Origin of the sequence: Mycolicibacterium hippocampi, assembly GCF_010723735.1 — a bacterium.
Lineage (GTDB): Bacteria > Actinomycetota > Actinomycetes > Mycobacteriales > Mycobacteriaceae > Mycobacterium > Mycobacterium hippocampi.
The window spans coordinates 1,371,801-1,397,835 of record NZ_BLLB01000002.1; the positions used below are offsets into that span (position 1 = coordinate 1,371,801).

Here is a 26,035-nt window from a genome sequence, read left to right on the forward strand (position 1 = left end):
CGTCACCCATTCCAGTTCACCTCCAACGACTTCAGACCGTAGATGAAGTGAAAGGAGCGGAACTCGACATCGTCGAATTGCTCGGCGAGTGACAGCGTGGGGAAGCGCTGCAGCAGCGCCGGAAAGGCGATCTGCATCTCCATCCGGGCCAACGAAGCGCCCAGGCAGTGGTGGACTCCGTGACCGAAAGCCAGGTGACCGAGTGCCCCGCGGCCGATGTCGAGGGTGTCGGGGTGGTCGATGAAGCGTCCGTCACGGTTGGCCAGCGGCAGCGAGGCGAACACCAGCTGTCCGGCGGGGATCGACACCCCGGAGATCTGGACCTCGGTGGTGGTGATGCGTGGGATCGCGGAGTGCAGGATCGACAGCCACCGCAGCAGCTCTTCCACCGCGGGCGCCACCGCGGCCGGATCGTCGCGGACCGCTGCCAACTGTGCGGGATGACGCAACAGCGCCAGAGTGCCCAGTCCCAGCATGTTCGACGTCGTCTCGTGCCCGGCGAGCAGCAAAAGGCTTGCGACGCCGATCAGTTCGTCGTCGGTGAGATCGTCACCGTGCTCGCGGATCAGCATCCCGAGGATGTCGTCACCGGGGTGGGTTCTGGCCGCGTCGACCAGCGAACCCATGTAGTCCCTGCCCTGACGCTGCAACGCGATTCGCTCGTCGACGGGAGCGGACACGTCGAGCTGGCGCGCGCTCCGCCGCTGGAAGTCGTCGCGGTCGGCGTAGGGCACCCCGAGCAGCTCGCAGATCACCAGCGACGGGATCGGCAGCGCGAAGTGCTCCACCAGATCGGCCGGCGGGCCGGCAGCGGCCATGGCGTCGAGTTGCTGGTCGACGATCTCCAGGATCCGCGGCTGCAGCCGTTTGATCCGTCGAATCGTGAACTCCGGGGTGAGCATCCGACGCAGCCGCTGATGTTCGGGCGGGTCCAGGCCGAGCAGGTTCCCGGCCCTGGCACGGGCCTGGTCCTCGTCGGAGATGGCCGGTGCCCCCGGCACGACGAAGCCGGGGGGGCGGGCGTTGGAGAATCGTGCGTGATCCGACAGCACGGTCTTCACATCTTCGTAGCGGGTGACGAGGTAGACCTGCATCCCGAACGCGTTGGTGACGGTCCGCACGCCGGTGGTGTCGCGGATCTCGCGCAGTTCCGGTGTGGGGTCGAAGGCCTCGCGCCGCATGTGCAGTGGCGGCAACTCGGCGTCGGCGGTTCTGGCCTGACTCATCTATCGACGCTACCTGCCGAAAACGAAGTCCTCTATCAACGTGTTCACCAGGCTGGGGTTCTCCAGGCCCGCCAGGTGGGCCACCCCGTCGAGCACGACGAAGCCGGCACCGGGGATGGCGTCGGCCATCGCCTTGGTCTCGACGTTCGGGAAGGTGGCGTCTTCCGCGCCGGCGACGACGAGCACCGGTGTCGTCACCTGCGACAGCAGCGCCCGCTGGTCGGGGCGCTCCGGCACGACGCTGCGGACCGCCCAGGCTGCCGACCGCACGTCCACCGACTCCACGGTGGCCCGCACGAAGGCGACGACGTCGGGGCGGGTGCGCAACGTCGTCGGTCCCAGGAACGCCTTGAGCACCGAACGGGTCAGCGGCGGCCGGATTCCACCGAACAGTGTCGCCATCCGCAGCAGCAGCCCGTATTCGAGCTTCTGGCGTCTTGCCGCCGCCGATGCGGTGCAGTTCATCAGCACCGCCCGCCCGATGCGCCCGGGGAGCCGGGCGGCGAAGGTGCCGCCGATCATGCCTCCCCAGGAGTTGCCGACGAAGTGGGCGCTCGGCACCCCCAGTTCGTCGAGGACGTCGACGATGCACTGCGCGCACTGATCGAAAGTGAAAGGGGCGGTGAGCTGCTCGCTGCCGCCGTGGCCGGGCGGGTCGACGAGGATGACCCGCCGGTCGGTGCCGAAGTGGTCCGCCTGGGCAGCCCACATGTCCCCGGTCATCAACAGACTGGGCCAGAAGACGATGGCTTCTCGGCCGGGCTCCCCGCGGCTACGTATCCGCAGCCGCCCGAGTGCGGTGTCGACCTCCTGGCTGTCCACCGGGGGAACGGTAGTCCTCACCAGGCAGTGCCGGCCACCAGATCCGTGGCCCGATGAGGGTGAACAGCGCCGGGATGATCACGGTGCGCACCACGAACGTGTCCAGCAGGATGCCCAGTCCGACGATGATGCCGACCTGGGTGAGCACGATCAGCGGCAACACGCCCAGCACACAGAACACCGCGGCCAGCACGATGCCCGCGCTGGTGATGACCACGCCGGTGGCCGACACCGCCCTGACGATGCCGTTGCGCGTGCCGTGTTCGGGTGTCTCTTCCCGTGCGCGGGTCACCAGGAAGATCGTGTAATCCACCCCGAGCGCCACCAGGAACAGGAATGCGAACAGCGGGGCGGTGTTGTCCAGTGCCGGGAAGCCGAACACGTGCACGCTCGCCCAACCGCCGAGGCCCAGCGCCGCCAGTGCGCTCAGCACCGTGACCGCGACCAGGACGAGCGGCGCCAGCGCCGAGCGCAGCAACACGTACAACACGATCAGGACCACGGCGAGGATGGCGGGTATGACCACCACGCGGTCGTGTCCGGCTGCTGCCGCAGCGTCGCGCGCCTTGGCATCGGACCCGCCGACGAGTGCGTCCGCATCCTCCTGCCGGACCGAATTCCGCAGCGCCTCAATTGTTTCGAAAGCCTCATCGGATGCCGGGGCGGCATCGAGAACCACCGACCACTGGCTCAGCCCGGCGTCGGGTGCGGTCCCCGCCGGCCGGACGGACACGACGCCGGGTGTGCCGTCGACGGCGCGTTGCACCTCGGCGGCGCGGTCGGTCGATGCGATGACGACGGCGGGGTCGGTGAGACCGCTCGGGAAGTGGGCCGCCAGCGTGTCGTAGCCGCTGACCGATTCGGCCTGCACGCGGAACTGTTCAGTCTGCGACAGGCCGATGGGAGTGCTCAGCAGCCCGGTACACAGCAGCGCCAGGGCGCCGATCGACACCACTGCCACCCGGGCGGGCCGGCGGGCGACCGCCGAGGCCACCCGGTGCCACACGCCGCTGTCGGTGAGAGCGCGCGCACCCACCTGAGGAATGAACGGCCAGAACAGTTTGCGGCCGAAAAGCCCCAGCAGCGGAGGCAGCACCAGCAGCACGAACACCGCCGCGACCACCAGGCCCGACGCGGCCTGCACCCCGAGGCTGCGGGTGCTCGGCGACTCGGCGAACACCAGGGTCAGCAGGGCCAGCACCACGGTCGCGTTGCTGGCCAGGATGGCGGGCCCGGCCCGCCGGACGGCTGTCTGCAATGCGTCCTGGTGGACGTGGCTGCGGCCCAGTTCTTCTCGGTACCGCGAGATCAGCAGCAGCGCGTAGTTGGTGCCCGCGCCGAACACCAGAACGCTGGTGATTCCCGACGTCGACCCGTCCGGTGTCATCCCCACCGCGTCGGCGACCGCGGACCCGACGACGGCGGCGACGCGGTCGGCGAACCCGATGACCATCAGTGGCACCAGCCACAGCACCGGGGAGCGGTAGGTGATGATCAGCAGCAACGCCACCACCGTCGCGGTGACGATCAGCAGCGTGACGTTCGCGCCGGAGAACGAGTCGGCGATGTCCGCGCCGAACGCCGGGCCGCCGGTGACCTCGGCTCGCAGGTCGCCGGGCAGCTCCTCGGACGCCACGGTGCGCAGTTCGGTGACCTTGTCGCTGAGCGCGAAACCGGACAGGTCCGCCTGCAGCGGCACCGTGGCGACGGCCGCCTGCCGGTCATCGGAGACCTGGACCGGCGGGCCCGCGTCGCCGGCGTCGGCGGCGGCGAGCATCCGCTGACGTGACAGATCGGCGGCTTCGATGTCGGCGGGGGTCAGGCGGGCGCCGTCGTCCCGGCTGATCACCAGGATCACCGGGGCCTGGTCCCCGCCGGGGAACTCGGCCCGCAGGGCGTCGGCACGCGCCGACTCGGCGCCCGGAGGTACCGCCACCGGCGACTGTTCGGCGGAGTCACCTCCGCTCAGTAGCGCCATCAGCGCCACCGACGCGGCGATGACGACAAGTGCGAGTGCCCAGGAGAGTCGTCGAGCCATGACACCAAATATTTCAGATAGTTAACAATTAAGCAATCGAAGATTCTGACTAAGGTGGATCCGTGCGAGATATGGATCGAGACGGGCTCGAAGCGCTGATTGCCGCCGATGTGCGGGCGCTGACGGCCGGATCCGACCAGATCGGGCACAACTTCGCCGGCCGCCACGCAATGACGGCCAACGATTTCCGCGCGCTGCTGCACGTGATGGTCGCCGAGACGGCCGGGGAACCGTTGACGGCCGGTGAGCTCAGGAAACGGATGGGTGTGTCGGGCGCCGCGATCACCTATCTCGTCGAACGGATGATCACCTCGGGTCACCTGCTTCGGGATTCCGATCCGTCGGACCGCCGCAAGGTGATGCTGCGGGTCGCCGACCAGGGCATGGAGGTCGCGCGGGAGTTCTTCACCCCCCTGGCTGTCCACACCCGTCGCGCCCTGGCCGACGTTCCCGACGGCGACCTCGCCGCCGCCCACCGCGTCTTCGGCGCGCTCGTCGAGGCGATGGACACGTTCCGTGGACAACTCGACAACCCCGATGCGCATGGAGCGACTCATCCGGCCGAAGGTTCTGGCAGGGTGGATGGTCGATGAATGACACGACTGACAACGACTCGGTGAGCACGCAGACGGCTTCGCCCGCACTCGGTTCGGCATCGGTGATGCTGCTCGGTGCCGGGGAACGCAGCCGCGAGCTGACACTGGCATTCCAGCGTCTGGGTGCCGAGGTGATCGCTGTGGACCGCTACGCCGACGCGCCCGCACACACCGTGGCCGACCGAACGGCCGTCGTGCGGATGACCGACGCGGAGGCGCTCACGGCGCTGATCGACGAGGAGAAGCCGGCCTACGTCGTGGTCGACTCCAGCGCGGTCGCGACGGACGCGCTGATCGCCCTCGCCGAGCGCGGCGACGTCGAAGTCTTCCCGACCCCGCGCAGCACCCGGCTGTCCCTGGACGGCGAAGGGCTGCGGCGGCTCGCGGCCGACGAACTGGGCCTGCCCACCGCACCGTTCTGGTTCGCCGGATCGGCCGAGGAACTCACCGCGGTTGCGAAGCACGCGGGTTTTCCGTTGGTGGTCAAGCCGGTCGCCGCCGCTCCGGGAGAGGGGGAGTCGGTGCTGTTGCGGCCCGAGGACGTCGAGCCCGCGTGGCGCCGGGCCGTCGCCGGCGGCCGGCTGAGCCTGCAACGCGTGATGGCCGAAACCGTGGTGGACGTCGACTTCGAGGTCACGCTGCTGACGGTGCGCACCACTGGCCCGACGGGGCCGGTGGTCCATTTCTGTGAGCCCATCGGCCACCACCAGCCCGGCGGCAACACTCTCGAAGCCTGGCAGCCACAGCAGCTTTCGCCGGCGGCGCTGGACGCGGCCAAGTCGATCGCCGCCCGCATCGTGAACTCGCTGGGAGGGCGCGGCGTGTTCAGCGTGGAGTTGTTGGTCCGCGGGGACGAGGTCTACTTCTCCAACGTCCGGCCGCGACCCCACGACAGCGGCCTGGTGACGTTGCGCTCCCAGCGGCTCTCCGAGTTCGAGTTGCACGCTCGCGCCATCCTGGGTCTTCCCGTCGACACGATCATGATCTCGCCGGGCGCGGTCCAGATGGAATATGCGCCCACCGAGTCGGAACAACCCGAGGCCGACGCCGCGCAACAGCGATCCGTCCTCGCCGAAGCCTTGGCCGTCGCCGAGAGCGACGTGCGGCTGTTCAGCCACGCCGACGCCACGGCGGTCCGGCGATGGCTCTGGCTGTCGACGGCCACCGCTCCCGATCCGATCGTGGCTCGCGACCGGGCGCGCCGGGTGGCGGCGGCCCTGCGCAGGCTGCGGTGACGGGGTGACCGAACCGTCTGACTCGTCGTCGGAGGGCGGCACCGCCGGCCCGTTCCTCGGTGCGCTGACGATCATCGTCGCCGTGGTGATCGCGGTGTGGCTGTTCAACGTGTTCTCCGGCGACGACCTCACCGATCAGCAGCAGATCGGCCGTGCCGTGGCCGCGCAGAACGATGCGTTGCAGCGGCAGGCCTACGCCGACTTCCGTGCCTACACCTGCGCCCAGGAGCACGGGTCGGAGTCCGAAGTGATGGACGAGCAACGTGATTCGGCTGACGAGCGAGGCGAGCGGTTCGTCGAGGGGACCGGCGGCGTGGTGATCGACGGTGACCGGGCCACCGCGGACGTCACCTACTATTTCGACAGCGACCCCGACGCCAAGGAGACGGTCGAGATGGCCTTCGTGCGCCAGGACGGGGTATGGAAGGTCTGTTCGACCGGTCCCGGTTAGCTGTGGGACACTCACGACCGTGAGTTACGCGGGAGACATCACGCCTGACGAGGCCTGGAAGCTGCTGAGCGAGAACCCCGAAGCAGTGCTGGTCGACTGTCGGACGGAGGCCGAGTGGCGCTTCGTCGGGGTGGCCGACCTCTCCGGCCTGGATCGCGACGTCGTCTACGTCGAGTGGAATCGCACCGACGGCACCCACAACGACGGCTTCGTCGACGACCTGCTGGGCGCCGGCGTCACCCCGGGTGACCGTCCGGTGGTGTTCCTGTGCCGTTCGGGCAACCGCTCCATCCCGGCCGCCGAGGCGGCGACGGAGGCCGGTATCGCCCCGTCCTACAACATGCTGGACGGCTTCGAGGGCAACCTCGACGAGCAGAAGCACCGCGGCGGCACGGGCTGGCGCGCCCTCGGGCTGCCCTGGAGACAGTCGTGAGCGAGGACGTGCCTTCGGTTCGGGTGCCCGCCCCGTTGCCCGAAGGTGTCAGCCAGGCCACCATCGGTGTGCGCGGTGGGTTGCTGCGGTCGGGCTTCGAGGAGACCTCCGAGGCGATGTATCTGACGTCGGGCTATGTCTACGAGACGGCCGCCGACGCGGAGAAGGCGTTCACCGGTGAGATCGACCGCTACGTCTACTCGCGCTACGGCAACCCGACGATCTCGATGTTCGAGGAGCGGCTGCGGCTGATCGAAGGTGCGCCCGCATGTTTCGCGACGTCGTCCGGCATGTCGGCGGTCTTCACCTCGCTGGGTGCGTTGCTGGGCGCCGGTGACCGGTTGGTCGCCGCGCGCAGTCTGTTCGGGTCGTGCTTCGTCGTCTGCAACGAGATCCTCCCGCGCTGGGGGGTGGAGACGGTGCTGGTCGACGGTGACGACCTGTCCCAGTGGGAAGAGGCACTGTCGGTACCCACCCAAGCCGTATTCTTCGAGACGCCGTCGAACCCGATGCAGCAGCTGGTCGACATCGCCGCGGTGTGCGAGATGGCGCACGCTGCCGGCGCAAAAGTCGTGCTGGACAATGTTTTTGCCACCCCCATCCTGCAACAGGGCTTTCCGCTCGGCGTCGACGTCGTCGTCTACTCCGGCACCAAGCACATCGACGGTCAGGGCCGGGTGCTGGGTGGGGCCATCCTGGGAAGCAAGGAGTACATCGACGAGCCGGTGCAGAAGTTGATGCGCCACACCGGCCCTGCGCTGAGCCCGTTCAACGCGTGGACGCTGCTGAAGGGCCTGGAGACGCTGGCATTGCGTGTGCAGCACCAGAATTCGTCCGCGCACCGGATCGCCGAGTTCCTCGAGGCCCACCCGTCGGTGAGCTGGGTCAAATATCCGTTCCTCGAGTCACATCCGCAGTACGACCTGGCCAAGCGCCAGATGACCGGCGGCGGCACCGTGGTGACATTCGAGCTCGAGGGCGCCAGCAAGGCACGCGCCTTCGAGGTACTGGACAAGCTGCAGGTCATCGACATCTCCAACAACCTGGGTGACTCCAAGTCGTTGATCACCCATCCGGCCACCACGACCCATCGCGCGATGGGCCCGGAGGGGCGGGCGGCGATCGGGCTCGGTGACGGCGTGGTGCGGGTCTCGGTCGGGCTGGAAGGGACCGAGGATCTGATCGCCGACCTGGACCGGGCGCTGAGCTGAGTGTCCCGAAAGTCCGACGCCAAGAAGGCGCGACGCCGCAAGCGCCAGGCAGACCGCGGCCTGGCGTTCGCACCCGACGATGTGCAGGAGCGTGTCGCCGCGGTGGTCGCCGACCTCGAGGACTTCGACGCGCAGCTCACTCAACGCGGCTGGGTCTTCAGCGAGGACACCGACGACGACACGGGCGTGCTCTGGTTCTGGCCACCGTCGTACGCTGAGGTCGCCGATCCCGACATGGCCACCGCGACGGTCGTCGCGCTCATCGAGGCCGAGGGCGGCGACATCGCGCACGTGGTGTTCGTCGGAGCCGACGAGGACTACCAGTTCGGACTCGAGGAACTCTCCGAGCACATCGAGGTCATCGAGTCCTACCGCGTGGGAGAGCCGTTGCCGCGCTTCGACTGATCTTTACGTCTTCGCCCCGGCGAACCGCATGATCGCCTCGCTCACGGCGGCAGGGTCGTCCAGTGGGACGAAGGTCGATGCAGCCGGAACTTCGACCATGGTCGAATCGGGGAACAGAGCCGCCAGACGCCGGCCCAGGGCCGGTGTGAAGCACCGGTCGTCCAGACCCCACACGACCGTCACCGGTTTGGTGAAACGGTGCAATCGCGGCGCGACGTCCGTGAGATCGGTGCCGCCGATGCCACGCGCCAGCGCGGCGAAGTCGGCGGCGATCCTGCGGTCGGTACGGGCAGGCTGCAGCCAGGACGCGGTCAGGTCGGGGTCGAGGTTGTTGGCGAGCAGTCCGAAGCCGGCCGGCGAGTGTCGTAGCACCGTCGGCCCCATCGTCGCCATGAGGGCCGTGACCGACACGCGCGTGCGCATCAGCGCGAAGATCGCGTTGAACGGGAACGGCGGGAACTTGTCGAACGCGTCGCAGTTGGTCAGGACGAGCCGGCCGATCCGCTCCGGGTGGGCGTCGATCAGGAATTGGCACAGGCCGCCGCCGGTGTCGTTGCCGACCAGCGTCACATCGTCGAGGCCGAGCCGGGTCAGGAATTCGTGCAGCAGACCCGCGACGCCGGAGGGGGTGAGCACGCCGCGGTCGGTCACGGGAATCGTGTGCGCACCCAGCGGCAGGTTCGGCTGCAGGCACCGGTAGCCCTGAGCGGCGAGGGAGGCGGCGACGGCGTCCCACAGTCGTGAGTCGACGAGTGCGCCATGGACGAAGAGCACCGGAGGAAACGCCGAATCCTTCGGCCCGGACTCGCGGTACTCGACCGTGGCCGCAGACAACGTGAGTTGGGGCATGTCGGTTATCCTTCTCGTCGGGATTTACAAACACTGAGTATGAAAGTTACGTACAGTCTGTATGGAAGTCAACCCCTCGCCCCGCCGGTCTCAAGCCGAGCGCACCGCGGCCACCCGCGCCACCCTGCTCGCCGCCGCGCGAATGCAGTTCTCCACCAATGCCTTTGTCGACGTATCCACGCAGTCGATCGTCGAAGCGGCAGGCGTCACCCGTGGTGCGCTCTACCACCAGTTCGCCGACAAGACCGAGCTGTTCGCGGCGGTACACGAGCAGGTGGAAGCCGAGTTGGTCGAGAAGATAGCCGACGGTCTCGCCGGGTCGGGTCCGGCAGACCCGCTCGCGGCCATGAGGACGGGTGCGCGGCTGTTCCTGGATCTCTGCTCGGCGCCCGACGTCCAGCGCATCGTCCTGATCGACGCGCCGTCGGTGCTCGGTTGGGACCGGTGGCGCGAGGTCGGACTGAAGTACGGCCTCGGGGTGATCGAGGCCTTGCTCGGCCAGGCGGTGGCCGACGGCGTGATCCCCGAGCAACCCGTGCGGCCGACCGCGCACATCCTGCTCGGTGCGCTCGACGAGGCGGCGCTCTACGTTTCGCGCGCCGCGGACCCGGTGCAGGCGAGAGAGGACATGTACGCGGTCTGCGACCGGATCATCTCCGGCATCGCGCGCTGATGCCGTTGCGGCGAGCCGCAGACGAGCTCCCGACCCGGAGATACTGGGGCGCCGTTGCGCAAGCGTGACGAAGCCTTGATCGAATCGAAGGCGCGCAATATCTTTCGGTAGGCACTCTTGACCTACTATCAGACATTGACGATCTTGATAGTTCCAAGGATGCGGAGAACCATGCGCGTGGCTGTTCGGAGTGTCCTCGCGATGGGCGTAGTGGCTGCGAGCGTGGTTGTCGGGCCGGTGGATACCAGTAGCGCGGCAAGTTGGTCGCCGCAGCTCGATATTGCCGCTCTGTCCCCTGCGGAGGGCGCAGTGGTGGGTGTGGCGCATCCGCTGGTGATCACCTTCGACGGCCCGGTGGTCAACCGGCGCGCGGCCGAACGAGCCTTGGACGTCACGTCTGAGCCACCGATGACAGGCAAGTTCGAGTGGGTCGAAAATACTGTCCTGCATTGGGTTCCAGACCGCTTCTGGCCGGCACACAGCACGGTCAAGCTCGCGTTCGACAACTTGCCGACCAGGAACTTCGAGACAGGCCCGGCCGTCATCGGTGTCGCCGACCTCTCAGGACACACGTTCACCGTGACCGTCGACGGAAAGCCCCCCGAGGAGCTGCCGGCGCCACATCACCGGCCCAACTGGGGTCAGCCCGGGGTGTTCCCGGCTTCGATGGGCCGTCCGGAATACCCGACGCCGGTGGGGATCTACACCGTGTTGGCCAAGGAACGCGACATCGTGATGGATTCGAGCAGCGTCGGCATTCCCATCGACTCTGAAGACGGCTACCTGCTGGACGTGGAGTATGCCGTCCGGTTCACCCAGCGAGGGCTGTTCGTGCACTCCGCTCCGTGGGCTGTCAACCAAATGGGATTCGAGAACACCAGCCACGGCTGTATCGGACTCAGCACCGAAGATGCCGAATGGTACTTGAACACCGTCAATGTCGGTGATCCGATCATCATCCGGGAGAACGCCGTCGAGGTTCCCCGGACTGTTTCCGGATAGCGCCGCCTGGGCGTTGCTCCGCCCGGGCGCTTCCCGTGAGTAGGCCCTAGCCGTTTCCTTTGGCGTCGTTTCCTTTGGCCGCCCGAATTTGTTGTGCCGCTTTGGCATGCCGCCGGGTTCCGACCCACTTGAGACGCGGCACGGTCATACACTGACGGCCCGCCCCCTGGTCGGGGACGGGCCGTCGGCGGTGTTTCAGATCTCGGCTACGCTCCGGGGCCGGGCGTGATCGGTTGCCCTGGTACCGGCGCGCCAGTCGGCGCCGGTCCCGTCGAATCTCCCTTTCCGGCAAGGCCACCCATGGTGGACATCGGAAGGCCGCCCGCCACAGGAGCTGCGGCCGGGATCAGAGGCGCCACCGGCGGAGCCAACGGCGGAACCACCGGGGGTGGCGCCAGAGGCGGTACCACCGGCGGCGGTGCCAGAGGCGGCACGACCGGCGGGATCGGCGGCGGTGCCAGAGGTGGCACGATCGGCGGAACGACCGGGGGTGGCGCCAACGGCGGCACAACCGGGGGTGGTGCCAGTGGTCCTGGCAACGCCATTGGAACACCGGACATTTCAGAGATCGGCGCGCAGGCCACCGCCCCGGCCGCGGGGACTTCACCCGCCGAGGTCTGGAGGCACTCGTACCCACCGGCTTGCGCGACGCCAGGGCTCAATGCCAAGGCGATGCCGCACAGGCCGGCACCGACGGCAGTCACTCTGATGCTGAGTCGATCAAAGACCGCCATCATCTACCAACTCCTTCATTCACTCTCCAAGGATCTTTCGTTCCCCTCGGAACGACGTCGTCAATTTATCCCCACGCGCACCAGGGGCGGAACACGCCGCACCATGCCGTTTCCGAATGGTGATGTTGGGTATGGGTTGACATCTGTTCGTGTCGGAAACCCGTTGCAAAAGAGATGATTTCGGTACTGATGCGTGTCCGTTTCTCAGCCGGACCGCTACCTGCTCCGCGTGGAACGACCTGGGCGGTGCGGATCCTACGGACCTGCGAAGTCGCCGACAGCGGTCATCGTGCGGCCGTCGGAGGCAGTGGCGAACCCTCCTGCGGTGAACCCGCAGTTCAGGATGATCGCCCGGTGTCCAGGACTTTGCATCCAGAAGTCGAGCGCACCGTCCGCAGTCGCAGCGGACCCGGTGGCCCAGTACACGATCTCACCGGTGGAGCCCAGAGCGCCATAGCCTGCGTCCGCCATGCGCGCCCGGGGCGACGAACCGTCCGAGCCGGTATGGCTGTACGCCTTGTTCTGTAACATGTCGTTGGCGTGCCGCTGAGCCGCCGCCGTCAGCCGCGCATCCTCGCCGATCGTCCCGCATGCCTGACGAAGCTGATTGACGCCGACGTATATCCCGGCCGCCCGGCCGTCTGCCTGCGCCGTGAAGTCTCCGGCGGAGGCGTCGAGCGCCGTGGTGAGGACAGCGCACATTGCCAGAATGCCGACGACCTTGGCTTTCACCATCATGTTGCCTCTTGCCGTGCCTGCAGTTACCAATGGTGTAGTCGTGACGCTACGGGAAACTGTTACACGAAAGACATCAAATCGTGTCGGCTGGTCTATCCCGGTCCGGAACCTTCGACCACGCCTTGCGCGGCTTGCGCACGCTGTTCATAGCCCTGCCGCTTCGTGTTGTCGAACTCGAGGAACACGTTGTCCAGGCCGAGCTTCCTGTTCATCCAGCGACGTCCGCGCGGACCCAGCATCTGGGCGGCTTGGGCGGTGAACCGCAGGAACGGCGGCACCGAGACGTGGGTCTTCGGCTTGTCGAGGGTTTTGACGATGGCGGCCGCGATGTCCTCGGGCTCGACGGGTTTGGTGCCCGGCGTCTCTCTGGTACCGGAGATCAGCTCGGTGTTCGTGAACGGCGGCATCACCACCGACACGTGCACACCGTGTGGCGCCATCTCATCAGCCAGCGCCGCGGACAGCCCGACCACGCCGAACTTGGCGCCGACGTAGACGACCTGGCCGGGAACCGGGATCACCCCTGACAGGGAAGCGATGTTGATGATGTGGCCGCGCCCGCGGGAGACCATGCCGGGCAGCACCAACTGGCACCCGGCGATGACGCCGTAGAGGTTGACCTCGATCGAAGAGCGGATCGACCCTTCGGACTGCTCCAGGAAGGGGCCGATCGGCATCACGCCGGCGTTGTTGATCAGCACGTCGATGTGGCCGCCGCCGTCGGTGCGGGCTTTGTCCAGGAACGTCGCGAACGACTCCCGGTCCGTCACGTCGAGCGGGTAGCCCGAGACCGACCCGAGCTTGGTCAGCTGGGCGACCGCGGACTCCTGAAGTGCCACGTCACGGTCACCGATGACGACACGAGCACCCCGCTTGAGCAGCGCTGTCGCGGTCGCATATCCGATGCCCCGGGCGGCGCCGGTGATGGCGATGGTCTTGCCGCGGATGTTGTCCATGCGGCGAAACTTTACACGTGTCAAGTTTTCCGCGGAAGTCCCCTCACTCGACGACGTCGGCGGTCGCCGGGCCGAACAGAAACAGGTGGTCGAGTACCGGCGTAGGGTCGCTCGACCAGTTCATCGCGGCAAGCTGAGCACGACTACGACGTCCTGTCCGCCATCGGAGCGCTTCGAACAGCGTGGTCTGCAGTCGGATCTCGGTTCCGTCGACGGGGCCGCTGCGGTACTCACCGTCTTCCACGACGATCCGCAGTGGCAGCGGCGGGCGCAGCAGCGTGAGCAGTCGGTCGGCGGTCCAGTGCACCGACTCGGCATCCCGGGCGCCCGGTCGTCCGATCGCGCTGCGGATGTCGTGTTCGTGGCATGCGATATCTCCGAGCGGCGGTTCGAGGCCGGCGGTCGAGGCCAGTTCTCGGAGTTGAGATGTGGCATCGGACCAGATTGCGAGGATCTCGGCCTCGTCGCGGCTTCGGAAACGGGCGACGTGCTCGGCCGTCTCCTCGTCGGTCGGCGCGCCGGACAGTCGCCCGTCCGCCCAATCCTGTGCGACCGCGGTCATGTGCGAGACCACGTCGCGCACCGACCAACCGGGGCACGCCGGAACCTGGCGCTGCCAGATGGCGGGCGGCGCGCCGGCCAGCAGGTCGGTGATCCGCATCCGGGTGTCCTGGTAGAGATCGGCGATCTCTCGGACGTCACGAGGCGGCACAGTGACCACACTCCCGGGTCTCGCCGTAGGTGTCGTGCCAACTCCACCACTCGTAGGGTGCGGACTGCGGGTAGCCCGGCGGCGAGTCCTCCCAGCTTTCCTGTCGTCCCAGCGCAGTCATGTCGAGGAAGTTGAACGTGTTGACGAACGCTTCGTCGCCGCGGTTGTTGGTGAAGTACGTGCGGAACACCCGGTCCTGGCCGTCGACCTGCCAGCGGATGAATGCGTTGGTGCCGTGCCACTTGTCGACGTCGAAGTCGACGTCGAAAGCGCTGCCTTCATCGGGAAGCATTGTGTACCAGGGGATGTCCCAGCCCATCCGGGCTTTGATCCGCGCCAGGTCGGGCTGTGTCCCGCGGGAGGTGTAGACGAGGGTGGTGTCCCGAGCGTTGAGGTGGGCGAGGTTGCCGATGTGGTCGGCCATCAAAGAGCAACCGACACAACCGTGTTCGGGCCAGCCGTCCACACCGGGGTCCATGAAGGCGCGGTAAACGATCAGTTGGCGACGACCGTCGAACAAGTCGAGCAGGCTCACGTGCCCGCCGGGACCGTCGAAGCGATAGTCCTTGTCGACCGGCGTCCAGGGCATTCGACGGCGCTTGGCGGCCAGCGCGTCGCGAGCCCGCGTGAAGGCCTTCTCGTCAGTCAGCATGTCCGCGAGCGCCGATTCCCACTGCTGCAGGGAAACGATCTCGGGTGTCTCCATGGATTCTCCCTCGGGCTTGACATTAAACAAAGTAGTTGAACGTTGAGGACTCCAGCAGACCACGGCGAGCGGCTATAGTCAACAGAATGGTTGAAGATCCGCTGTTGGACCGTGCGTACGCCGCACTGGCCGATCCCACCCGCCGGTGGCTGCTGGAGACTCTCCGCGAGGGTGATGCGCGCATCACCGATCTGGCCGCGCCGCTGCCGATGACGTTCGCGGGGGTGTCGCGTCACGTCGGTGTGCTCGAGTCCGCCGGCCTCGTCCGGCGCGAAGTGCGCGGCCGCGAGCACTGGTTGTCTGCGCGGCCGGATGGTCTCAAATCTGCGCAGCATTGGATCGACGAGCAGACGGACTTCTGGTCCGCCCGCGCGGACGCGCTGTCGGAGCGGCTGCGCAAGAAGGGGCGTGGCCGGTGACCAGCCCGCCCGTGGTCCGGGTGCAGCGGGTGATGCCTGCGAGGCCCGAGGAGGTCTTCGACGAATGGCTGGACCCCGAGGCGTTGGCGGACTGGATGTGTCCGCGGCCGGTGAGGTGTGTCGCGATCACCGTCGAACCGCATGTCGGGGGCCGCGTCCGGTTCGACGTCGACGACTCGGGCTCGCTGGTGCTGATCACCGGCCAGTTCCTCGACATCGATCGGCCGCGCCTGTTGCGCTTCACCTGGAGTCACTCGGGGTGGACGGATCCGACGGTGACGAGCGTCGTCAACGTCGCGTTCGAGCCCTTCGGCGAGGATCAGACCCTGATGTCGATCGAGCACTCGCTGCTGCCGCCGGAGGCGATCGAGGATCACGACCTCGGGTGGACGGCCACCGCCGATCAGCTGATGGCCCTGCTGCCGCGGCGCTGATGTGGCACATCCGATCTGTCACTGCCTGGCGGTAAAATCGAACACATGTTCGATGGTTCGTTGGTGGGGCCGGATCAGCTCACCGGTCTCAGTGACGCCGCGCTGGCCCAGGCCGCGGCAGGCTGGGCGAGCGCTTCGGCGGCGGCCGAGGCCCGCAAGCTGGCGGTGATCGCCGAGATCGAACGCCGCGCCCGGGCCGCTCAACAGCATCCGAACTGGGTCGTCGATGACCTCGATGCCGCAGCGGCCGGGTTGTCGTGTGCCCTGACGATCAGCCACGGCCGGGCGTTGGGCCAGATCGGGCTGGCGGTCACGCTGCGCGACCGGCTACCCAAAGTCGGGGCCCGGTTCCTGGCCGGGCAGATCAGCGCGGCGATGATCGCCACCATCTCCTGGCGCACCTACCTGGTGTGCGACCCGGCAGCGCTGGCCCGCATCGACACCGAGATCGCCGAGCACGCCCCGGCCTGGGGCCGGCTGTCGCAGTACAAACTGGAAAAAGCCATCGACTTCTGGGTCGAACGCCATGACCCCGACGCGGTGCGCCGGGTCCGCAACGGGGTCCGCGGACGCGACTTCGTCATCGGCGACCGCGACGACGCCACCGGCACCACCAGCGTGCACGGACGGCTCACCAGCACCGACGCCGCGCTACTCGAACAGCGCCTGGCCGCGATGATCGCCACCGTGTGTGACGACGATCCCCGCACCCTGGCCCAACGCCGCGCCGATGCCCTCGGCGCGATCGCCGCCCACGCCACCACGCTGGCCTGCCGCTGCGACAACCCCGGATGCGCCGCCCAAACCGACGACGGCCGCGCCAGCAACTTCGTCGTCCACGTCTTCACCGACACAGACACCCTCAACGACACCCTCAACGACACCCTCAACGACACCCTCAACGACACCCTCAACGACACCCTCAACGACACCCTGGACCCGACACTGCACGGCCCCGACGACCCGCCACCCCATTCAGCGCAGGCAGCGGCCAAGCCCGCCGAATCGCCCGCGCCCACGCCCGCCGAGCCGGCTGCGTCACCCGAGCCGACAGTCGCGAAGCCCGCCGCCGAGTCGAAGCCCGAGTCAACACCGCCCACGTCGGGTCGACCGGCGCGGCGGCGCCGCAAAGCCGCGCTGATCCCCGGCTCCAACGCCGCGATCGTGCCCCCGGCACTGCTGGCCGACCTGATCCACCACGGCGCCAAAATCCGCTTCGTCACCACCCCCGACCCCTGCGGCGAAGACCGCTACCGACCCTCGACCGCACTGGCCGACTTCATCCGCACCCGCGACCTGACCTGCCGCTTCCCCGGCTGCGACCGCCCCGCCACCCACGCCGACATCGACCACACCCGACCCTGGCCCACCGGACCCACCCACCCCACCAACTGCAAGTGCTACTGCCGGCTACACCACCTGATCAAAACCTTCTGGACCGGCTGGCGCGACACCCAACACCCCGACGGCACCCTGGCCATCACCACCCCGTCGGGCCTGACCTACACCACCAAACCCTTCACCGCACTGCTGTTCCCCCACTGGAACACCACCACCCCACCACCACCGCGACCACCCGGACCACCCACACCGACCGGACCCGGCCGGCACCTCAAGATGCCCACCCGCCGCCGCACCCGCACCCAAACCCGCACCGCCCGCATCACCGCCGAACGAAAACTCAACGCCACTCAACGCGCGCTGGAAAACGCACCAATCACACCGACCCCACCACCGGGCCACCACTACCCCGACTACCAATTCCACCCCGCCGACCACACCCCCGACTACGGCGACGACCCACCACCCTTCTGACGGAATGAGGCACGGCGGCATGCGTTAGACATGAGCGTGATGTCCACACCTGCCGTCGGTGATCTGCGCTTCGTGGCGGTCGCCCAGGATGACCCGCTCGCGGTGCCGTTGATCGATGAGCTCGCGATCGAGTACGCCGACCGGTACGGGGGCGCACGGGACAAAGTCCACGCGTGGTTGCGCGGATATCCCAGCGCGGAATTCGAAGCACCGAGCGGTGGCCTGCTGATCGGCCTGCTCGACGGTCAACCCGTCACCGGCGGGGCGTTCCGCCGGTTCGACGCCGCAACGGCCGAGCTCAAACGGATCTGGACCGACAGTCGCCACCGTCGCCGCGGACATGCACGTGCCCTGGTAGCCCGACTGGAAGACGACATCGCCGCCCGCGGCTACACGCGGATCTACCTCACGACCGGTGATCGGCAACCCGAAGCCGAGGCGCTGTACCTGTCGATGGGCTACACGCGGTTGGCCGAACCGTTGCCCGCCGAGGGTGAGGTCTACCCGATCGCATTCACCAAGGCGTTGCCGCTCGACCTATAGGCTTGCGAACGTGTCGGAGTCGACCATCGGTTGGTTGATGCTCGCCGCTGCCGCAATGACATTCGTGTTCGGTGGCGCATCTCGGGTATTCATCGGCCGCCGACGCCACACCAGAGGCGTCCGCCGGCTCGTGCATGTCTTCCGCCGCACCGGCGTAGCACGGGTGCTGTTCGGCCGCTTCGAGGAAGACGTCCTCGACGACGACGAACTCGACACGATGATCCTGATGCCCGCCATCGTCATCGCCTGCGGCCTGGCCCTGACGGCGGTGTTCCTGCTCGGCTACGACACTTTGGCCTGATTCACGCCTCCGCCGTGGTGGCCTGATTCACGCCTCCGCCGTGGTGGCCTGGTTCACGGCTCCGCCGTGGTGGCGTGAAGAGCCTGTTCGGCCGCCTCCCGGACCGGCCCCCGCCACACCGGCCCGTGACCGGGCAACAGCACCTCGGCATCGAGGGCTGCCAGCGCAGCCAGGCTCCGGCGGCAGCTCTCGTCGTCGTGATTGAACAGCGACGGCAGCAGCTGCGGTCCCGACCGAGGCGTCACCGGGTGATCGGTGATCAGTGCGTCGCCGCTGATGACCACCCCGTCCACGACGTATGAGCAGTGGCCACCGGTGTGACCGGGAGTCGGGATCGCCTTAGGTGTTCCGGGCAGCCGTGCCGCGATGTCCTCGGTCAGCGCCGCCGTCGTCGGGATGCCGGCGTGGGTCAGGCCGCCCTTGCGGATGAGCGACACAGACCACTTCAGCCACTTCGGTTGCCACACCTTCGCCGCGACATCCATCGGAGAGGCCTGCTCGAGATACTCCCGCTTGGAGTGCCCGACCTCGTCGGCGTGGCAGTACACCGGGGTCCCGTGGGCCTCGGCGAACCAGATGGCCGTTCCGAAGTGGTCGATGTGCGCGTGGGTCAACAGGATCGCGCGCACATCGGGCACGCCGAATCCGAGCCGGCCCAGCGAATCGAGGACCTCCGCGCGGTGGCCGGGGTAGCCCGCGTCGATCAGTAGCACACCGTCGTCACCGGTGACCAGCGTCCAGTTCACGAGGTCGGTCTGGGCGAAGTGGACGCGGTCGGTGATGGCTGTCAGAACCGGTGGCATGCGGCGAGTGTAGAAACATAGGTATGGCTGAACTGAAACTGGGCTACAAGGCGTCGGCGGAGCAGTTCGCGCCGCGTGAACTCGTCGAACTGGCCGTCGCGGCCGAGGAACACGGCATGGACAGCGCGACGGTCAGTGACCACTTCCAGCCTTGGCGGCACGAAGGCGGACATGCGCCGTTCTCGCTCGCCTGGATGACTGCGGTCGGGGAGCGCACCCAGCGGCTCGTTCTCGGCACGTCGGTGCTGACTCCGACCTTCCGCTACAACCCGGCAGTCATCGCCCAGGCCTTCGCCACCATGGCGTGCCTCTACCCGAACCGCATCTTCCTGGGTGTCGGCACCGGGGAGGCGCTCAACGAGATCGCCACCGGATACGAAGGCGAGTGGCCGGAGTTCAAGGAGCGGTTCGCCCGGCTGCGCGAGTCGGTCAAGTTGATGCGCGAGCTGTGGCTCGGCGACCGCGTGGATTTTGACGGCGAGTACTACAAGACCAAGGGTGCGTCGATCTACGACGTACCCGATGGCGGGGTGCCGGTCTACATCGCGGCCGGCGGCCCCGTGGTCGCGAAGTACGCGGGCCGCGCCGGCGACGGCTTCATCTGCACCTCCGGCAAGGGGGAGGAGCTGTACAAGGACAAGCTCATCCCCGCCGTGCAGGAGGGCGCCGAGAAGGCCGACCGCAACTCCGAGGACATCGACCGGATGATCGAGATCAAGATCTCCTACGACACCGACCCGGAGCTGGCACTGGAGAACACCCGGTTCTGGGCGCCGCTGTCGCTGACGGCCGAACAGAAGCACAGCATCGACGACCCGATGGAGATGGAGAAAGCCGCCGACGAGCTGCCCATCGAACAGGTGGCCAAGCGCTGGATCGTCGCCTCCGATCCCGACGAGGCCGTCGAGAAGGTCAAGGACTACGTCGGCTGGGGACTCAACCACCTCGTCTTCCACGCGCCCGGGCATGACCAGCGGCGCTTCCTGGAACTGTTCCAGCGCGACCTGGAACCGAGGCTGCGGCGCCTGGCCTGACGCCGCGAACCGGGCGAGTTCATGAGGATTCTCGCGTCGGTGCTGGGTCTGCTGTTGCTGGCCGTCGCGCTGGCGTCGTTCGGGGCTCGCTATCTGCCGATCTCCGGGCATCCCACCCTGATCGTCGCGGCGGTGGCGCCCTACCTGGTGCTCGCCGCGCCGGTGGCCGTGCTGCTTCTCGGTCTGGGGAGACGCTGGCTGCTGACCGTGGTGGCGCTGGCGGTGACGGCGGGGCTGGTCGGGGTGTACCTGCCGCGGTTCCAAAGCTCGGCCGTCGCCGAGACGTCAGCCGCGGTGCAGGTGCGGGTGCTGACCGCCAACCTCGGTATGGGACAGGCCGATCCACCCGCACTGGTCGCGCTGGCCCGCGACACCGCCGACATCGTGGCGGTCCAGGAGATGACCCAGGAGGCCGCCGACGGGCTGTCGGCCGCCGGGATGGATGCGGTGTTCCCGCACCGGGTCGTCCTGCCCGAACGCCGGGCGTCCGGCATCGGCATCTGGAGTCGCCACCCGATCGTCAACTCCGGCCGGATCGACGGTTACGCCTTGCCGATGCTGGGCGCGCGGATCCGGATCCCCGGCGTGGTGGTCGACACCACCGTGCTGTCCGTTCACCTGGCGGCGCCCTGGCCACAGCCGATCGAGCAATGGCTGCAGGACATCGCGCAGCTTCCCGACACGCTGCGGGAGGTGGGGCAAGCCGCCGGCGCGGGCGCGGTGATCGTCGCCGGCGATTTCAACGCCACCACCGACATGGCGCCGTTCCGGCGGCTGCTGGCACAGGGATACGCGGACGGCGGCGCGCGGGCCGGGGCCGGGTTGGCCCGCACCTACCCGGCAGACGCCAGGTGGCCGCCGCTGCTGGGAATCGACCACATCCTGGTGAAGAACGCCGCCGCGGTGTCGGCCACCACGGTGGTGGTAGCCGGATCGGACCACCGCGGGCTGCGCGCCACACTGCGGGTGCCGGTGGACATGACAAGCAGTTGACGGCAGGCTTTGACACGTGCCCGACGCGCTGAGCTCCCCGATGCCCGCCATCTACGTAGCCTCACCGGAGGGTGACACCGGGAAGTCGACGATTGCGCTGGGCATTCTGCACCGCCTTGCTGCGAAGGTCGCCAGGGTCGGGGTGTTCCGGCCCATCACCCGGTTGGGTGAGGGCCGCGACTACATCCTGGAGCTGCTGCTCGATCACACCACCGCGGGGCTGGCTTACGAGGACTGCGTCGGTGTCAGCTACCAGCAGTTGCACGACGACCCGGACGCCGCACTCGCCGAGATCGTCGACCGCTTCCATCAGGTCGCCGACCAGTGCGACGCTGTCCTGGTCGTGGGCAGCGACTACACCGACGTCGCGGCCCCAAGCGAGTTGTCCACCAACGCCCGCATCGCCGCCAACCTCGGCGCCCCGGTGGTGCTCGCCGTCAAGGCCAGAGGCCGCACCCCCGACCAGGTCGTGCAGGTGGTCGAGGTCTGCATGGACGAGATCGCCGCGCAGCACGCCAGAACCGCCGCGGTGGTGGTCAACCGGTGTGAGCCCGCCGAGATGGCCGATGTCGCTGCGGCACTGCAGAATCTCGGACCCAGGACCTACGTGCTGCCCGAGGAACCGCTGCTGGTCGCCCCCTCGGTCGCCGAACTGCAGAGCGCGGTCGAGGGCACGGTGCTGCGGGGCGAGCCCGCCCTGCTGACCCGCGAAGTGCTCGACGTGCTGGTCGCCGGGATGACGGCCGAGCACGTGCTCGAGCGGCTGACCGAAGGCGTTGCGGTGGTCACCCCCGGCGACCGTTCCGACGTGGTGCTGGCCGTGCTCAGCGCCCATGCCGCAGAGGGCTTTCCGTCGCTGTCGTGTGTCATCCTCAACGGCGGTCTGCCACTGCATCCGTCGATCGAGTCGCTGGTGTCGGGTCTGGGGCTGCGGTTGCCGATCATCGAGACCCGGTTCGGCACCTTCGAGACGGCGAGCAGGGTCGCCGCCACCCGCGGCCGGGTGACCACCCAGTCGCACCGCAAGGTCGACACCGCGCTCGCGTTGATGGACGCCCACGTCGACACCGAGGATCTGTTGGCGCAGTTGGCCATTGCCACCCCCACGGCGGTGACACCGCAGATGTTCACCTACCGGCTGCTGGACCGGGCCCGTGCGCAGCGCAAGCACATCGTGCTGCCCGAGGGCAACGACGACCGCATCCTCCGAGCGGCCGGCCGGTTGCTGCAGCGCAGTGTCGCCGATCTGACGATCCTCGGGGAGGAGTCCCAGGTCCGCGCTCGCGCGGCAGAACTCGGCGTCGACCTGTCCAGCGCCGTGGTGCTCGATCCGCAGACCAGTGAGCTGTGCGACCAGTTCGCGCAGCAGTACGCGAAGCTGCGCGCACACAAAGGGGTCACCGTCGAGCAGGCTCGCGAGATCATCCACGATGTCTCATATTTCGGCACCATGTTGGTGCACAACAACATGGTCGACGGCATGGTGTCGGGTGCCAGGCACACCACCGCGCACACCGTGCGTCCGTCGTTCGAGATCATCAAGACACTGCCCGACGTGTCCACGGTGTCCAGCATCTTTCTGATGTGCCTGGCCGACGAGGTGCTGGCCTACGGGGACTGTGCGATCGTCCCGGACCCCACCGCCGAACAGCTCGCCGACATCGCGATCTCCTCGGCCCGCACCGCCGCGCAGTTCGGCATCGATCCGCGGGTGGCGATGCTGTCGTACTCGACCGGGTCCTCGGGCACTGGCGCCGACGTCGACAAGGTCAGGAAGGCAACGGAATTGGTGCGCTCCCGGGAACCCGAGCTGATGGTGGAGGGCCCGATTCAGTACGACGCCGCGGTGGAACCGTCGGTGGCGGCGACGAAGATGCCCGAATCGAAGGTGGCGGGCCACGCCACGGTGCTGATCTTCCCCGACCTCAACACCGGCAACAACACCTACAAGGCGGTCCAGCGCAGTGCGGGCGCCATCGCCATCGGCCCGGTGCTGCAGGGCCTGAACAAGCCCGTCAACGACCTGTCGCGCGGCGCGCTGGTCACCGACATCGTCAACACCGTGGCGATAACCGCGATCCAGGCCCAGGGGTGAGGTCGTGACACGCACTGTGCTCGTCCTCAACTCCGGTTCGTCGTCGGTGAAACTGCAGTTGGTGGAACCGGACTCGGGAGCGTCGCTGGCCGAGGGGATCGTCGAGCGGATCGGTGAGGATTCCTCGTCGGCCGGCCTGACAGCCGGGCAGACCACGGTGTCCCGCGACCAGCGGGTGGCCGATCACGATGAGGCGCTACGCGTCGCCTTCGAGCTGTTCGAGGAGGCCGGGGCGCGCCTGGAGGATCTCGGCCTCGTCGCGGTCGGGCACCGCGTCGTGCACGGCGGGCCCGACCTGTACCGGCCCACGGTGGTCGACGACGCGCTGATCGAGCGGCTCGAGGAGCTGGCGCCATTGGCGCCGCTGCACAACCCACCGGCGATCCTCGGCATCGAGGTCGCCCGCAAGGCCCTGCCCGACATACCGCATGTCGCGGTCTTCGACACCGCCTTCTTCCACGACCTGCCGCCCGCGGCAGCCACCTACGCCATCGACCACGAAATTGCCGCCCGGTGGAACATCCGGCGGTACGGGTTCCACGGCACGTCGCACCAGTACGTCAGCGAACAGGCGGCGGCGTTCCTCGCCGTGCCGCCGGAGTCGCTGAGCCAGATCGTGCTGCACCTCGGCAACGGGGCCTCGGCCTCGGCGATCGTCGGTGGCCGACCGGTGGAGACCTCGATGGGGCTCACCCCGATGGAGGGGCTGGTGATGGGAACCCGGTCCGGGGACATCGACCCCGGCGTGATCACCTACCTGTGGCGCACGGCAGGCATGAGCGTCGAGGACATCGAGTCGATGTTGAACCGGCGTTCAGGGGTGCGCGGGCTGGGCGGCGAGGTCGATTTCCGGGTGCTGCGCCGGCAGATCGAGTCCGGGTCCGAATCAGGCCGGGCCGCAGCACAATTGGCCTACGACGTGTACATCCACCGACTGCGGAAGTATATCGGCGCCTACTTTGCCGTCCTCGGCACGGTCGACGTCATCACGTTCACGGCGGGTGTGGGGGAGAACGACGCCGCGGTCCGCCGCGACGCGCTCTCGGGGCTCGCGGCCTTCGGGATCGAACTCGACGAACACCTCAACGAGAGCCCGGCCCGCGCGGCCAGGCGCATCTCACCGGACGGTTCGCCGACGACGGTGCTAGTGATCCCCACCAACGAGGAGCTTGCGATCGCCCGGGCGTGTGCGCAGGTACTTGGCAGCTGACGGGTCGCGGGCCACGGGCAGTTCGCGTGCCGGATCGCAGATCCGCAACAACCGTCCGACGTGCGGACCGGTCAGCAGCGTCCACTGCACCCCGACCCTGGCGCACATGACGTTGATGTTGGACAGCGCGGCAAACCCGGACGCGGCGAAGAACTCGACGGTCTGCAGGTCGAGGATCAGCTGCCGGGACCCGAAGATCCGTCGCTCGACGTAGCGGGCGAGCGCGCAGCTGTTGGTGGCGTCGATCTCGCCGTGAATCGTCACGAGCACCTTGGACGGGGGCAGCTGGCACGCAGAGAACGTGGCGCGGTGATGTTCTTCCCGCAGATCGAAGGATCTCGGGTCCGGGCGGTACACCCGCTGCGTGCTCGGAGCCGGCAGCGATTCTGATATGGACATGGTGGCCTCCGTCAGCCGAAACCTGGGAAATCGTGCTGTGGATGCCGTCAGGGAAACTGGCCCTGGCTTCTCAAAGCCGTCGATGACGTCACCAATTTGTTCTGCTGTACTGGCTGGCCCATCAACCAGGTTGGCTCACGATACTACGGATTTCGTGGCTTGACCATAAGTCTGCTGGAACGAATGAAAACCGCTCTAGCTGCAATGTTGCTGCACTATCTAGGTAATTTCTCCGGACGCCGGCAGTGGCTCTGTCAAAATTGACACATCAGCAACTGATTCCGCAATTGCTGGGGGATTGGCATGAAACATCAAACGTGTGATCATTTGGCGCATGTCGGGTGAACTGGCCGGAAAAGTCGCGATCGTCACGGGCACCAGCAGGGGTGTCGGCGTCGGCATCGCCCACGAACTGTTGCGCGCCGGGGCGACCGTGATCGGTTGCTCCCGCGCGCCACTCGACGCGATCCCCGGTGTCGGTGACGAACCGGGGTGGGCGCTGCGATCCGCCCAGATGGTTTGTGACCAAGGCGATTTCCACGCGATCGACGCGATGGTGACCGAGGTCGTCGAAACCTACGGCGCGGTCGACATCCTCGTGAACAACGCCGGTGGTACCGTCCCGGCACCACACGCCGAGGACGTGCCCGCCCTGGTCTCGCGAATCCAGGGCGCGCCCGCATCCGACGACGATTTCGAGCGGACTGTGCTGTTCCACGCTTTCGCCGTACAGATGAACCTGATCAGCCCGTTGTGGTTCGCGATCCGTGTCTACCGGCAGATGAAGCGCCAGGAAGGGACCGGGTGCATCATCAACGTCTCCAGCGGTGCCGGACACCCGGCGGGGTCGCCGACGCTGGTGTCGTATGGTGCGGCCAAATCCGGGCTGAACCACCTGACGAGATCGCTGGCCGAGGAGTGGGGTCCACAAGCCCGGGTGAACTGCGTGGCGCTCGGTCCGACGATCACCGAGAACTTCCGGTCGTTCGTGCTTCCCAAGGACGACCCCACCGGCGCAACCTATTTCAGCGCCCTGCCGCTGCGGCGCGGCGGCGAGCCCGCCGAAGTCGGCCGCACCTGTGTCTTCCTCGCTTCCGGCGCAGCCGATTTCATCAACGGCACCACCATCGAGATTGATGGCGGCATGTTGCCCGGGGTGCTCTACGAGGCGGGCCTGAAGACGATCACCGACCTGTTGTGAG

At 67.7% G+C, this 26,035-nt stretch carries 29 protein-coding genes; 18 read left to right on the forward strand and 11 right to left on the reverse strand.

Features of this window, described 5'->3' with window-relative positions; all coding sequences use genetic code 11:
* Positions 1-2 precede the first annotated feature (2 nt).
* The 3 genes from G6N53_RS07615 to G6N53_RS07625 are packed head-to-tail and all read right to left on the reverse strand — an operon-like array spanning position 3 to position 4,086.
* A complete protein-coding gene (locus G6N53_RS07615) occupies positions 3-1,226 on the reverse strand; it encodes a cytochrome P450 (RefSeq protein WP_163887924.1) in 1,224 nt (407 codons plus the stop codon).
* Positions 1,227-1,235: 9 nt separating this feature from the next.
* Positions 1,236-2,069: an alpha/beta fold hydrolase gene (locus tag G6N53_RS07620; RefSeq protein ID WP_163887925.1), complete on the reverse strand. Its 834-nt coding sequence runs from the start codon at positions 2,067-2,069 to the stop codon at positions 1,236-1,238.
* Positions 1,999-4,086 carry an MMPL family transporter gene (locus G6N53_RS07625; protein ID WP_163887926.1) on the reverse strand — a complete coding sequence of 696 codons (2,088 nt, stop codon included), beginning with the start codon at positions 4,084-4,086 and terminating at the stop codon, positions 1,999-2,001. Before G6N53_RS07625 ends, G6N53_RS07620 begins: the two co-directional genes overlap by 71 nt.
* A 71-nt stretch (positions 4,087-4,157) precedes the next feature.
* Between G6N53_RS07625 and G6N53_RS07630 the strand changes: the two genes are divergently transcribed.
* The 6 genes from G6N53_RS07630 to G6N53_RS07655 are packed head-to-tail and all read left to right on the forward strand — an operon-like array spanning position 4,158 to position 8,417.
* The gene (locus tag G6N53_RS07630) at positions 4,158-4,679 is read left to right on the forward strand and encodes a MarR family winged helix-turn-helix transcriptional regulator (RefSeq protein ID WP_276000080.1); all 522 of its coding nucleotides are present in this window, start codon (positions 4,158-4,160) and stop codon (positions 4,677-4,679) included.
* Positions 4,676-5,917, forward strand: a complete 1,242-nt coding sequence (purT, locus tag G6N53_RS07635) for a formate-dependent phosphoribosylglycinamide formyltransferase (RefSeq protein WP_163887928.1) — start codon at positions 4,676-4,678, stop codon at positions 5,915-5,917. The genes G6N53_RS07630 and purT overlap by 4 nt, the downstream gene beginning before the upstream one ends.
* A gap of 4 nt (positions 5,918-5,921) precedes the next feature.
* Positions 5,922-6,368, forward strand: coding sequence for an Rv0361 family membrane protein (locus G6N53_RS07640; protein WP_163887929.1), 447 nt, complete (start codon positions 5,922-5,924; stop codon positions 6,366-6,368).
* 19 nt (positions 6,369-6,387) lie between these two features.
* Complete coding sequence (locus G6N53_RS07645; protein ID WP_163887930.1) at positions 6,388-6,801, forward strand: rhodanese-like domain-containing protein; 414 nt, start codon at positions 6,388-6,390, stop codon at positions 6,799-6,801.
* Positions 6,798-8,012 carry an O-succinylhomoserine sulfhydrylase gene (locus tag G6N53_RS07650; protein WP_163887931.1) on the forward strand — a complete coding sequence of 405 codons (1,215 nt, stop codon included), beginning with the start codon at positions 6,798-6,800 and terminating at the stop codon, positions 8,010-8,012. Before G6N53_RS07645 ends, G6N53_RS07650 begins: the two co-directional genes overlap by 4 nt.
* Positions 8,013-8,417, forward strand: a complete 405-nt coding sequence (locus G6N53_RS07655) for a hypothetical protein (RefSeq protein WP_163887932.1) — start codon at positions 8,013-8,015, stop codon at positions 8,415-8,417.
* Positions 8,418-8,420: 3 nt separating this feature from the next.
* Here G6N53_RS07655 and G6N53_RS07660 read toward each other — a convergent pair whose 3' ends face one another.
* The gene (locus tag G6N53_RS07660) at positions 8,421-9,266 is read right to left on the reverse strand and encodes an alpha/beta fold hydrolase (protein WP_163887933.1); all 846 of its coding nucleotides are present in this window, start codon (positions 9,264-9,266) and stop codon (positions 8,421-8,423) included.
* Positions 9,267-9,327: 61 nt separating this feature from the next.
* Between G6N53_RS07660 and G6N53_RS07665 the strand changes: the two genes are divergently transcribed.
* Positions 9,328-9,939: a TetR/AcrR family transcriptional regulator gene (locus G6N53_RS07665; protein WP_163887934.1), complete on the forward strand. Its 612-nt coding sequence runs from the start codon at positions 9,328-9,330 to the stop codon at positions 9,937-9,939.
* 171 nt (positions 9,940-10,110) lie between these two features.
* Positions 10,111-10,941 carry a L,D-transpeptidase gene (locus tag G6N53_RS07670; protein WP_163887935.1) on the forward strand — a complete coding sequence of 277 codons (831 nt, stop codon included), beginning with the start codon at positions 10,111-10,113 and terminating at the stop codon, positions 10,939-10,941.
* 206 nt (positions 10,942-11,147) lie between these two features.
* On the opposite strand, the gene G6N53_RS30130 is transcribed toward G6N53_RS07670, so the two are convergent.
* The 5 genes from G6N53_RS30130 to G6N53_RS07690 form a co-directional block, all read right to left on the reverse strand.
* Complete coding sequence (locus tag G6N53_RS30130; RefSeq protein ID WP_237166453.1) at positions 11,148-11,675, reverse strand: hypothetical protein; 528 nt, start codon at positions 11,673-11,675, stop codon at positions 11,148-11,150.
* A gap of 255 nt (positions 11,676-11,930) precedes the next feature.
* The gene (locus tag G6N53_RS07675) at positions 11,931-12,410 is read right to left on the reverse strand and encodes a CAP domain-containing protein (protein WP_371870881.1); all 480 of its coding nucleotides are present in this window, start codon (positions 12,408-12,410) and stop codon (positions 11,931-11,933) included.
* 95 nt (positions 12,411-12,505) lie between these two features.
* The gene (locus G6N53_RS07680; RefSeq protein ID WP_163887937.1) at positions 12,506-13,369 is read right to left on the reverse strand and encodes an SDR family oxidoreductase; all 864 of its coding nucleotides are present in this window, start codon (positions 13,367-13,369) and stop codon (positions 12,506-12,508) included.
* Positions 13,370-13,412: 43 nt separating this feature from the next.
* Complete coding sequence (locus G6N53_RS07685; RefSeq protein WP_237166454.1) at positions 13,413-14,081, reverse strand: maleylpyruvate isomerase family mycothiol-dependent enzyme; 669 nt, start codon at positions 14,079-14,081, stop codon at positions 13,413-13,415.
* Positions 14,068-14,787, reverse strand: a complete 720-nt coding sequence (locus G6N53_RS07690; RefSeq protein WP_163887938.1) for a DUF899 domain-containing protein — start codon at positions 14,785-14,787, stop codon at positions 14,068-14,070. Before G6N53_RS07690 ends, G6N53_RS07685 begins: the two co-directional genes overlap by 14 nt.
* An 86-nt stretch (positions 14,788-14,873) precedes the next feature.
* Here G6N53_RS07690 and G6N53_RS07695 point away from each other — a divergent pair, with 86 nt between their 5' ends.
* The 5 genes from G6N53_RS07695 to G6N53_RS07715 are packed head-to-tail and all read left to right on the forward strand — an operon-like array spanning position 14,874 to position 18,299.
* Positions 14,874-15,206, forward strand: coding sequence for an ArsR/SmtB family transcription factor (locus G6N53_RS07695; RefSeq protein ID WP_163887939.1), 333 nt, complete (start codon positions 14,874-14,876; stop codon positions 15,204-15,206).
* Positions 15,203-15,640: an SRPBCC family protein gene (locus G6N53_RS07700; protein ID WP_163887940.1), complete on the forward strand. Its 438-nt coding sequence runs from the start codon at positions 15,203-15,205 to the stop codon at positions 15,638-15,640. Before G6N53_RS07695 ends, G6N53_RS07700 begins: the two co-directional genes overlap by 4 nt.
* A 45-nt stretch (positions 15,641-15,685) precedes the next feature.
* Positions 15,686-17,455 (forward strand): HNH endonuclease signature motif containing protein, encoded by a 1,770-nt coding sequence (locus tag G6N53_RS07705; RefSeq protein WP_163887941.1) that lies wholly within the window; start codon positions 15,686-15,688, stop codon positions 17,453-17,455.
* Positions 17,456-17,494: 39 nt separating this feature from the next.
* On the forward strand, positions 17,495-17,998 hold the full coding sequence (locus tag G6N53_RS07710; protein WP_163887942.1) for a GNAT family N-acetyltransferase: 504 nt from the start codon (positions 17,495-17,497) through the stop codon (positions 17,996-17,998).
* Between the two features lie 37 nt (positions 17,999-18,035).
* The gene (locus G6N53_RS07715; RefSeq protein ID WP_205390530.1) at positions 18,036-18,299 is read left to right on the forward strand and encodes a hypothetical protein; all 264 of its coding nucleotides are present in this window, start codon (positions 18,036-18,038) and stop codon (positions 18,297-18,299) included.
* A gap of 53 nt (positions 18,300-18,352) precedes the next feature.
* Here G6N53_RS07715 and G6N53_RS07720 read toward each other — a convergent pair whose 3' ends face one another.
* Entirely contained in the window at positions 18,353-19,102 is a 750-nt protein-coding gene (locus G6N53_RS07720; protein WP_163887944.1) for an MBL fold metallo-hydrolase, read from the reverse strand.
* 23 nt (positions 19,103-19,125) lie between these two features.
* Here G6N53_RS07720 and fgd point away from each other — a divergent pair, with 23 nt between their 5' ends.
* Genes fgd through G6N53_RS07740 form a run of 4 tightly spaced genes read left to right on the forward strand, consistent with a single transcriptional unit; the run spans position 19,126 to position 24,434 of the window.
* A complete protein-coding gene (fgd, locus tag G6N53_RS07725; protein ID WP_163887945.1) occupies positions 19,126-20,136 on the forward strand; it encodes a glucose-6-phosphate dehydrogenase (coenzyme-F420) in 1,011 nt (336 codons plus the stop codon).
* 21 nt (positions 20,137-20,157) lie between these two features.
* A complete protein-coding gene (locus G6N53_RS07730; protein ID WP_163887946.1) occupies positions 20,158-21,129 on the forward strand; it encodes an endonuclease/exonuclease/phosphatase family protein in 972 nt (323 codons plus the stop codon).
* Between the two features lie 40 nt (positions 21,130-21,169).
* Positions 21,170-23,224 (forward strand): phosphate acetyltransferase, encoded by a 2,055-nt coding sequence (pta, locus tag G6N53_RS07735; protein ID WP_163895604.1) that lies wholly within the window; start codon positions 21,170-21,172, stop codon positions 23,222-23,224.
* Positions 23,225-23,228: 4 nt separating this feature from the next.
* Entirely contained in the window at positions 23,229-24,434 is a 1,206-nt protein-coding gene (locus tag G6N53_RS07740; protein WP_163887947.1) for an acetate kinase, read from the forward strand.
* On the opposite strand, the gene G6N53_RS07745 is transcribed toward G6N53_RS07740, so the two are convergent.
* On the reverse strand, positions 24,369-24,833 hold the full coding sequence (locus tag G6N53_RS07745) for an STAS domain-containing protein (RefSeq protein ID WP_163887948.1): 465 nt from the start codon (positions 24,831-24,833) through the stop codon (positions 24,369-24,371). The two genes, G6N53_RS07740 and G6N53_RS07745, sit on opposite strands and share 66 nt — an antisense overlap.
* A 334-nt stretch (positions 24,834-25,167) precedes the next feature.
* On the opposite strand from G6N53_RS07745, the gene G6N53_RS07750 reads away from it, so the two are divergent.
* Positions 25,168-26,034 (forward strand): SDR family NAD(P)-dependent oxidoreductase, encoded by an 867-nt coding sequence (locus tag G6N53_RS07750; protein WP_163887949.1) that lies wholly within the window; start codon positions 25,168-25,170, stop codon positions 26,032-26,034.
* The last annotated feature ends 1 nt before the right edge of the window (position 26,035 follow it).

What these genes read in the sequence shown, in the direction of transcription:
- G6N53_RS07710 (WP_163887942.1), top strand. Translation starts at nt 17,495, where the DNA reads ATGTCCACACCTGCCGTCGGTGATCTGCGCTTCGTGGCGGTCGCCCAG.
- G6N53_RS07670 (WP_163887935.1), top strand. Translation starts at nt 10,111, where the DNA reads ATGCGCGTGGCTGTTCGGAGTGTCCTCGCGATGGGCGTAGTGGCTGCG.
- G6N53_RS07615 (WP_163887924.1), bottom strand. Translation starts at nt 1,226, where the DNA reads ATGAGTCAGGCCAGAACCGCCGACGCCGAGTTGCCGCCACTGCACATG.
- G6N53_RS07675 (WP_371870881.1), bottom strand. Translation starts at nt 12,410, where the DNA reads ATGGTGAAAGCCAAGGTCGTCGGCATTCTGGCAATGTGCGCTGTCCTC.
- G6N53_RS07630 (WP_276000080.1), top strand. Translation starts at nt 4,158, where the DNA reads ATGGATCGAGACGGGCTCGAAGCGCTGATTGCCGCCGATGTGCGGGCG.
- G6N53_RS07720 (WP_163887944.1), bottom strand. Translation starts at nt 19,102, where the DNA reads ATGCCACCGGTTCTGACAGCCATCACCGACCGCGTCCACTTCGCCCAG.
- G6N53_RS30130 (WP_237166453.1), bottom strand. Translation starts at nt 11,675, where the DNA reads ATGGCGGTCTTTGATCGACTCAGCATCAGAGTGACTGCCGTCGGTGCC.
- G6N53_RS07730 (WP_163887946.1), top strand. Translation starts at nt 20,158, where the DNA reads ATGAGGATTCTCGCGTCGGTGCTGGGTCTGCTGTTGCTGGCCGTCGCG.
- G6N53_RS07750 (WP_163887949.1), top strand. Translation starts at nt 25,168, where the DNA reads ATGTCGGGTGAACTGGCCGGAAAAGTCGCGATCGTCACGGGCACCAGC.
- G6N53_RS07715 (WP_205390530.1), top strand. Translation starts at nt 18,036, where the DNA reads ATGCTCGCCGCTGCCGCAATGACATTCGTGTTCGGTGGCGCATCTCGG.
- G6N53_RS07695 (WP_163887939.1), top strand. Translation starts at nt 14,874, where the DNA reads ATGGTTGAAGATCCGCTGTTGGACCGTGCGTACGCCGCACTGGCCGAT.
- G6N53_RS07660 (WP_163887933.1), bottom strand. Translation starts at nt 9,266, where the DNA reads ATGCCCCAACTCACGTTGTCTGCGGCCACGGTCGAGTACCGCGAGTCC.
- G6N53_RS07625 (WP_163887926.1), bottom strand. Translation starts at nt 4,086, where the DNA reads ATGGCTCGACGACTCTCCTGGGCACTCGCACTTGTCGTCATCGCCGCG.
- G6N53_RS07745 (WP_163887948.1), bottom strand. Translation starts at nt 24,833, where the DNA reads ATGTCCATATCAGAATCGCTGCCGGCTCCGAGCACGCAGCGGGTGTAC.
- G6N53_RS07665 (WP_163887934.1), top strand. Translation starts at nt 9,328, where the DNA reads ATGGAAGTCAACCCCTCGCCCCGCCGGTCTCAAGCCGAGCGCACCGCG.
- G6N53_RS07680 (WP_163887937.1), bottom strand. Translation starts at nt 13,369, where the DNA reads ATGGACAACATCCGCGGCAAGACCATCGCCATCACCGGCGCCGCCCGG.
- fgd (WP_163887945.1), top strand. Translation starts at nt 19,126, where the DNA reads ATGGCTGAACTGAAACTGGGCTACAAGGCGTCGGCGGAGCAGTTCGCG.
- pta (WP_163895604.1), top strand. Translation starts at nt 21,170, where the DNA reads ATGCCCGCCATCTACGTAGCCTCACCGGAGGGTGACACCGGGAAGTCG.
- purT (WP_163887928.1), top strand. Translation starts at nt 4,676, where the DNA reads ATGAATGACACGACTGACAACGACTCGGTGAGCACGCAGACGGCTTCG.
- G6N53_RS07690 (WP_163887938.1), bottom strand. Translation starts at nt 14,787, where the DNA reads ATGGAGACACCCGAGATCGTTTCCCTGCAGCAGTGGGAATCGGCGCTC.
- G6N53_RS07705 (WP_163887941.1), top strand. Translation starts at nt 15,686, where the DNA reads ATGTTCGATGGTTCGTTGGTGGGGCCGGATCAGCTCACCGGTCTCAGT.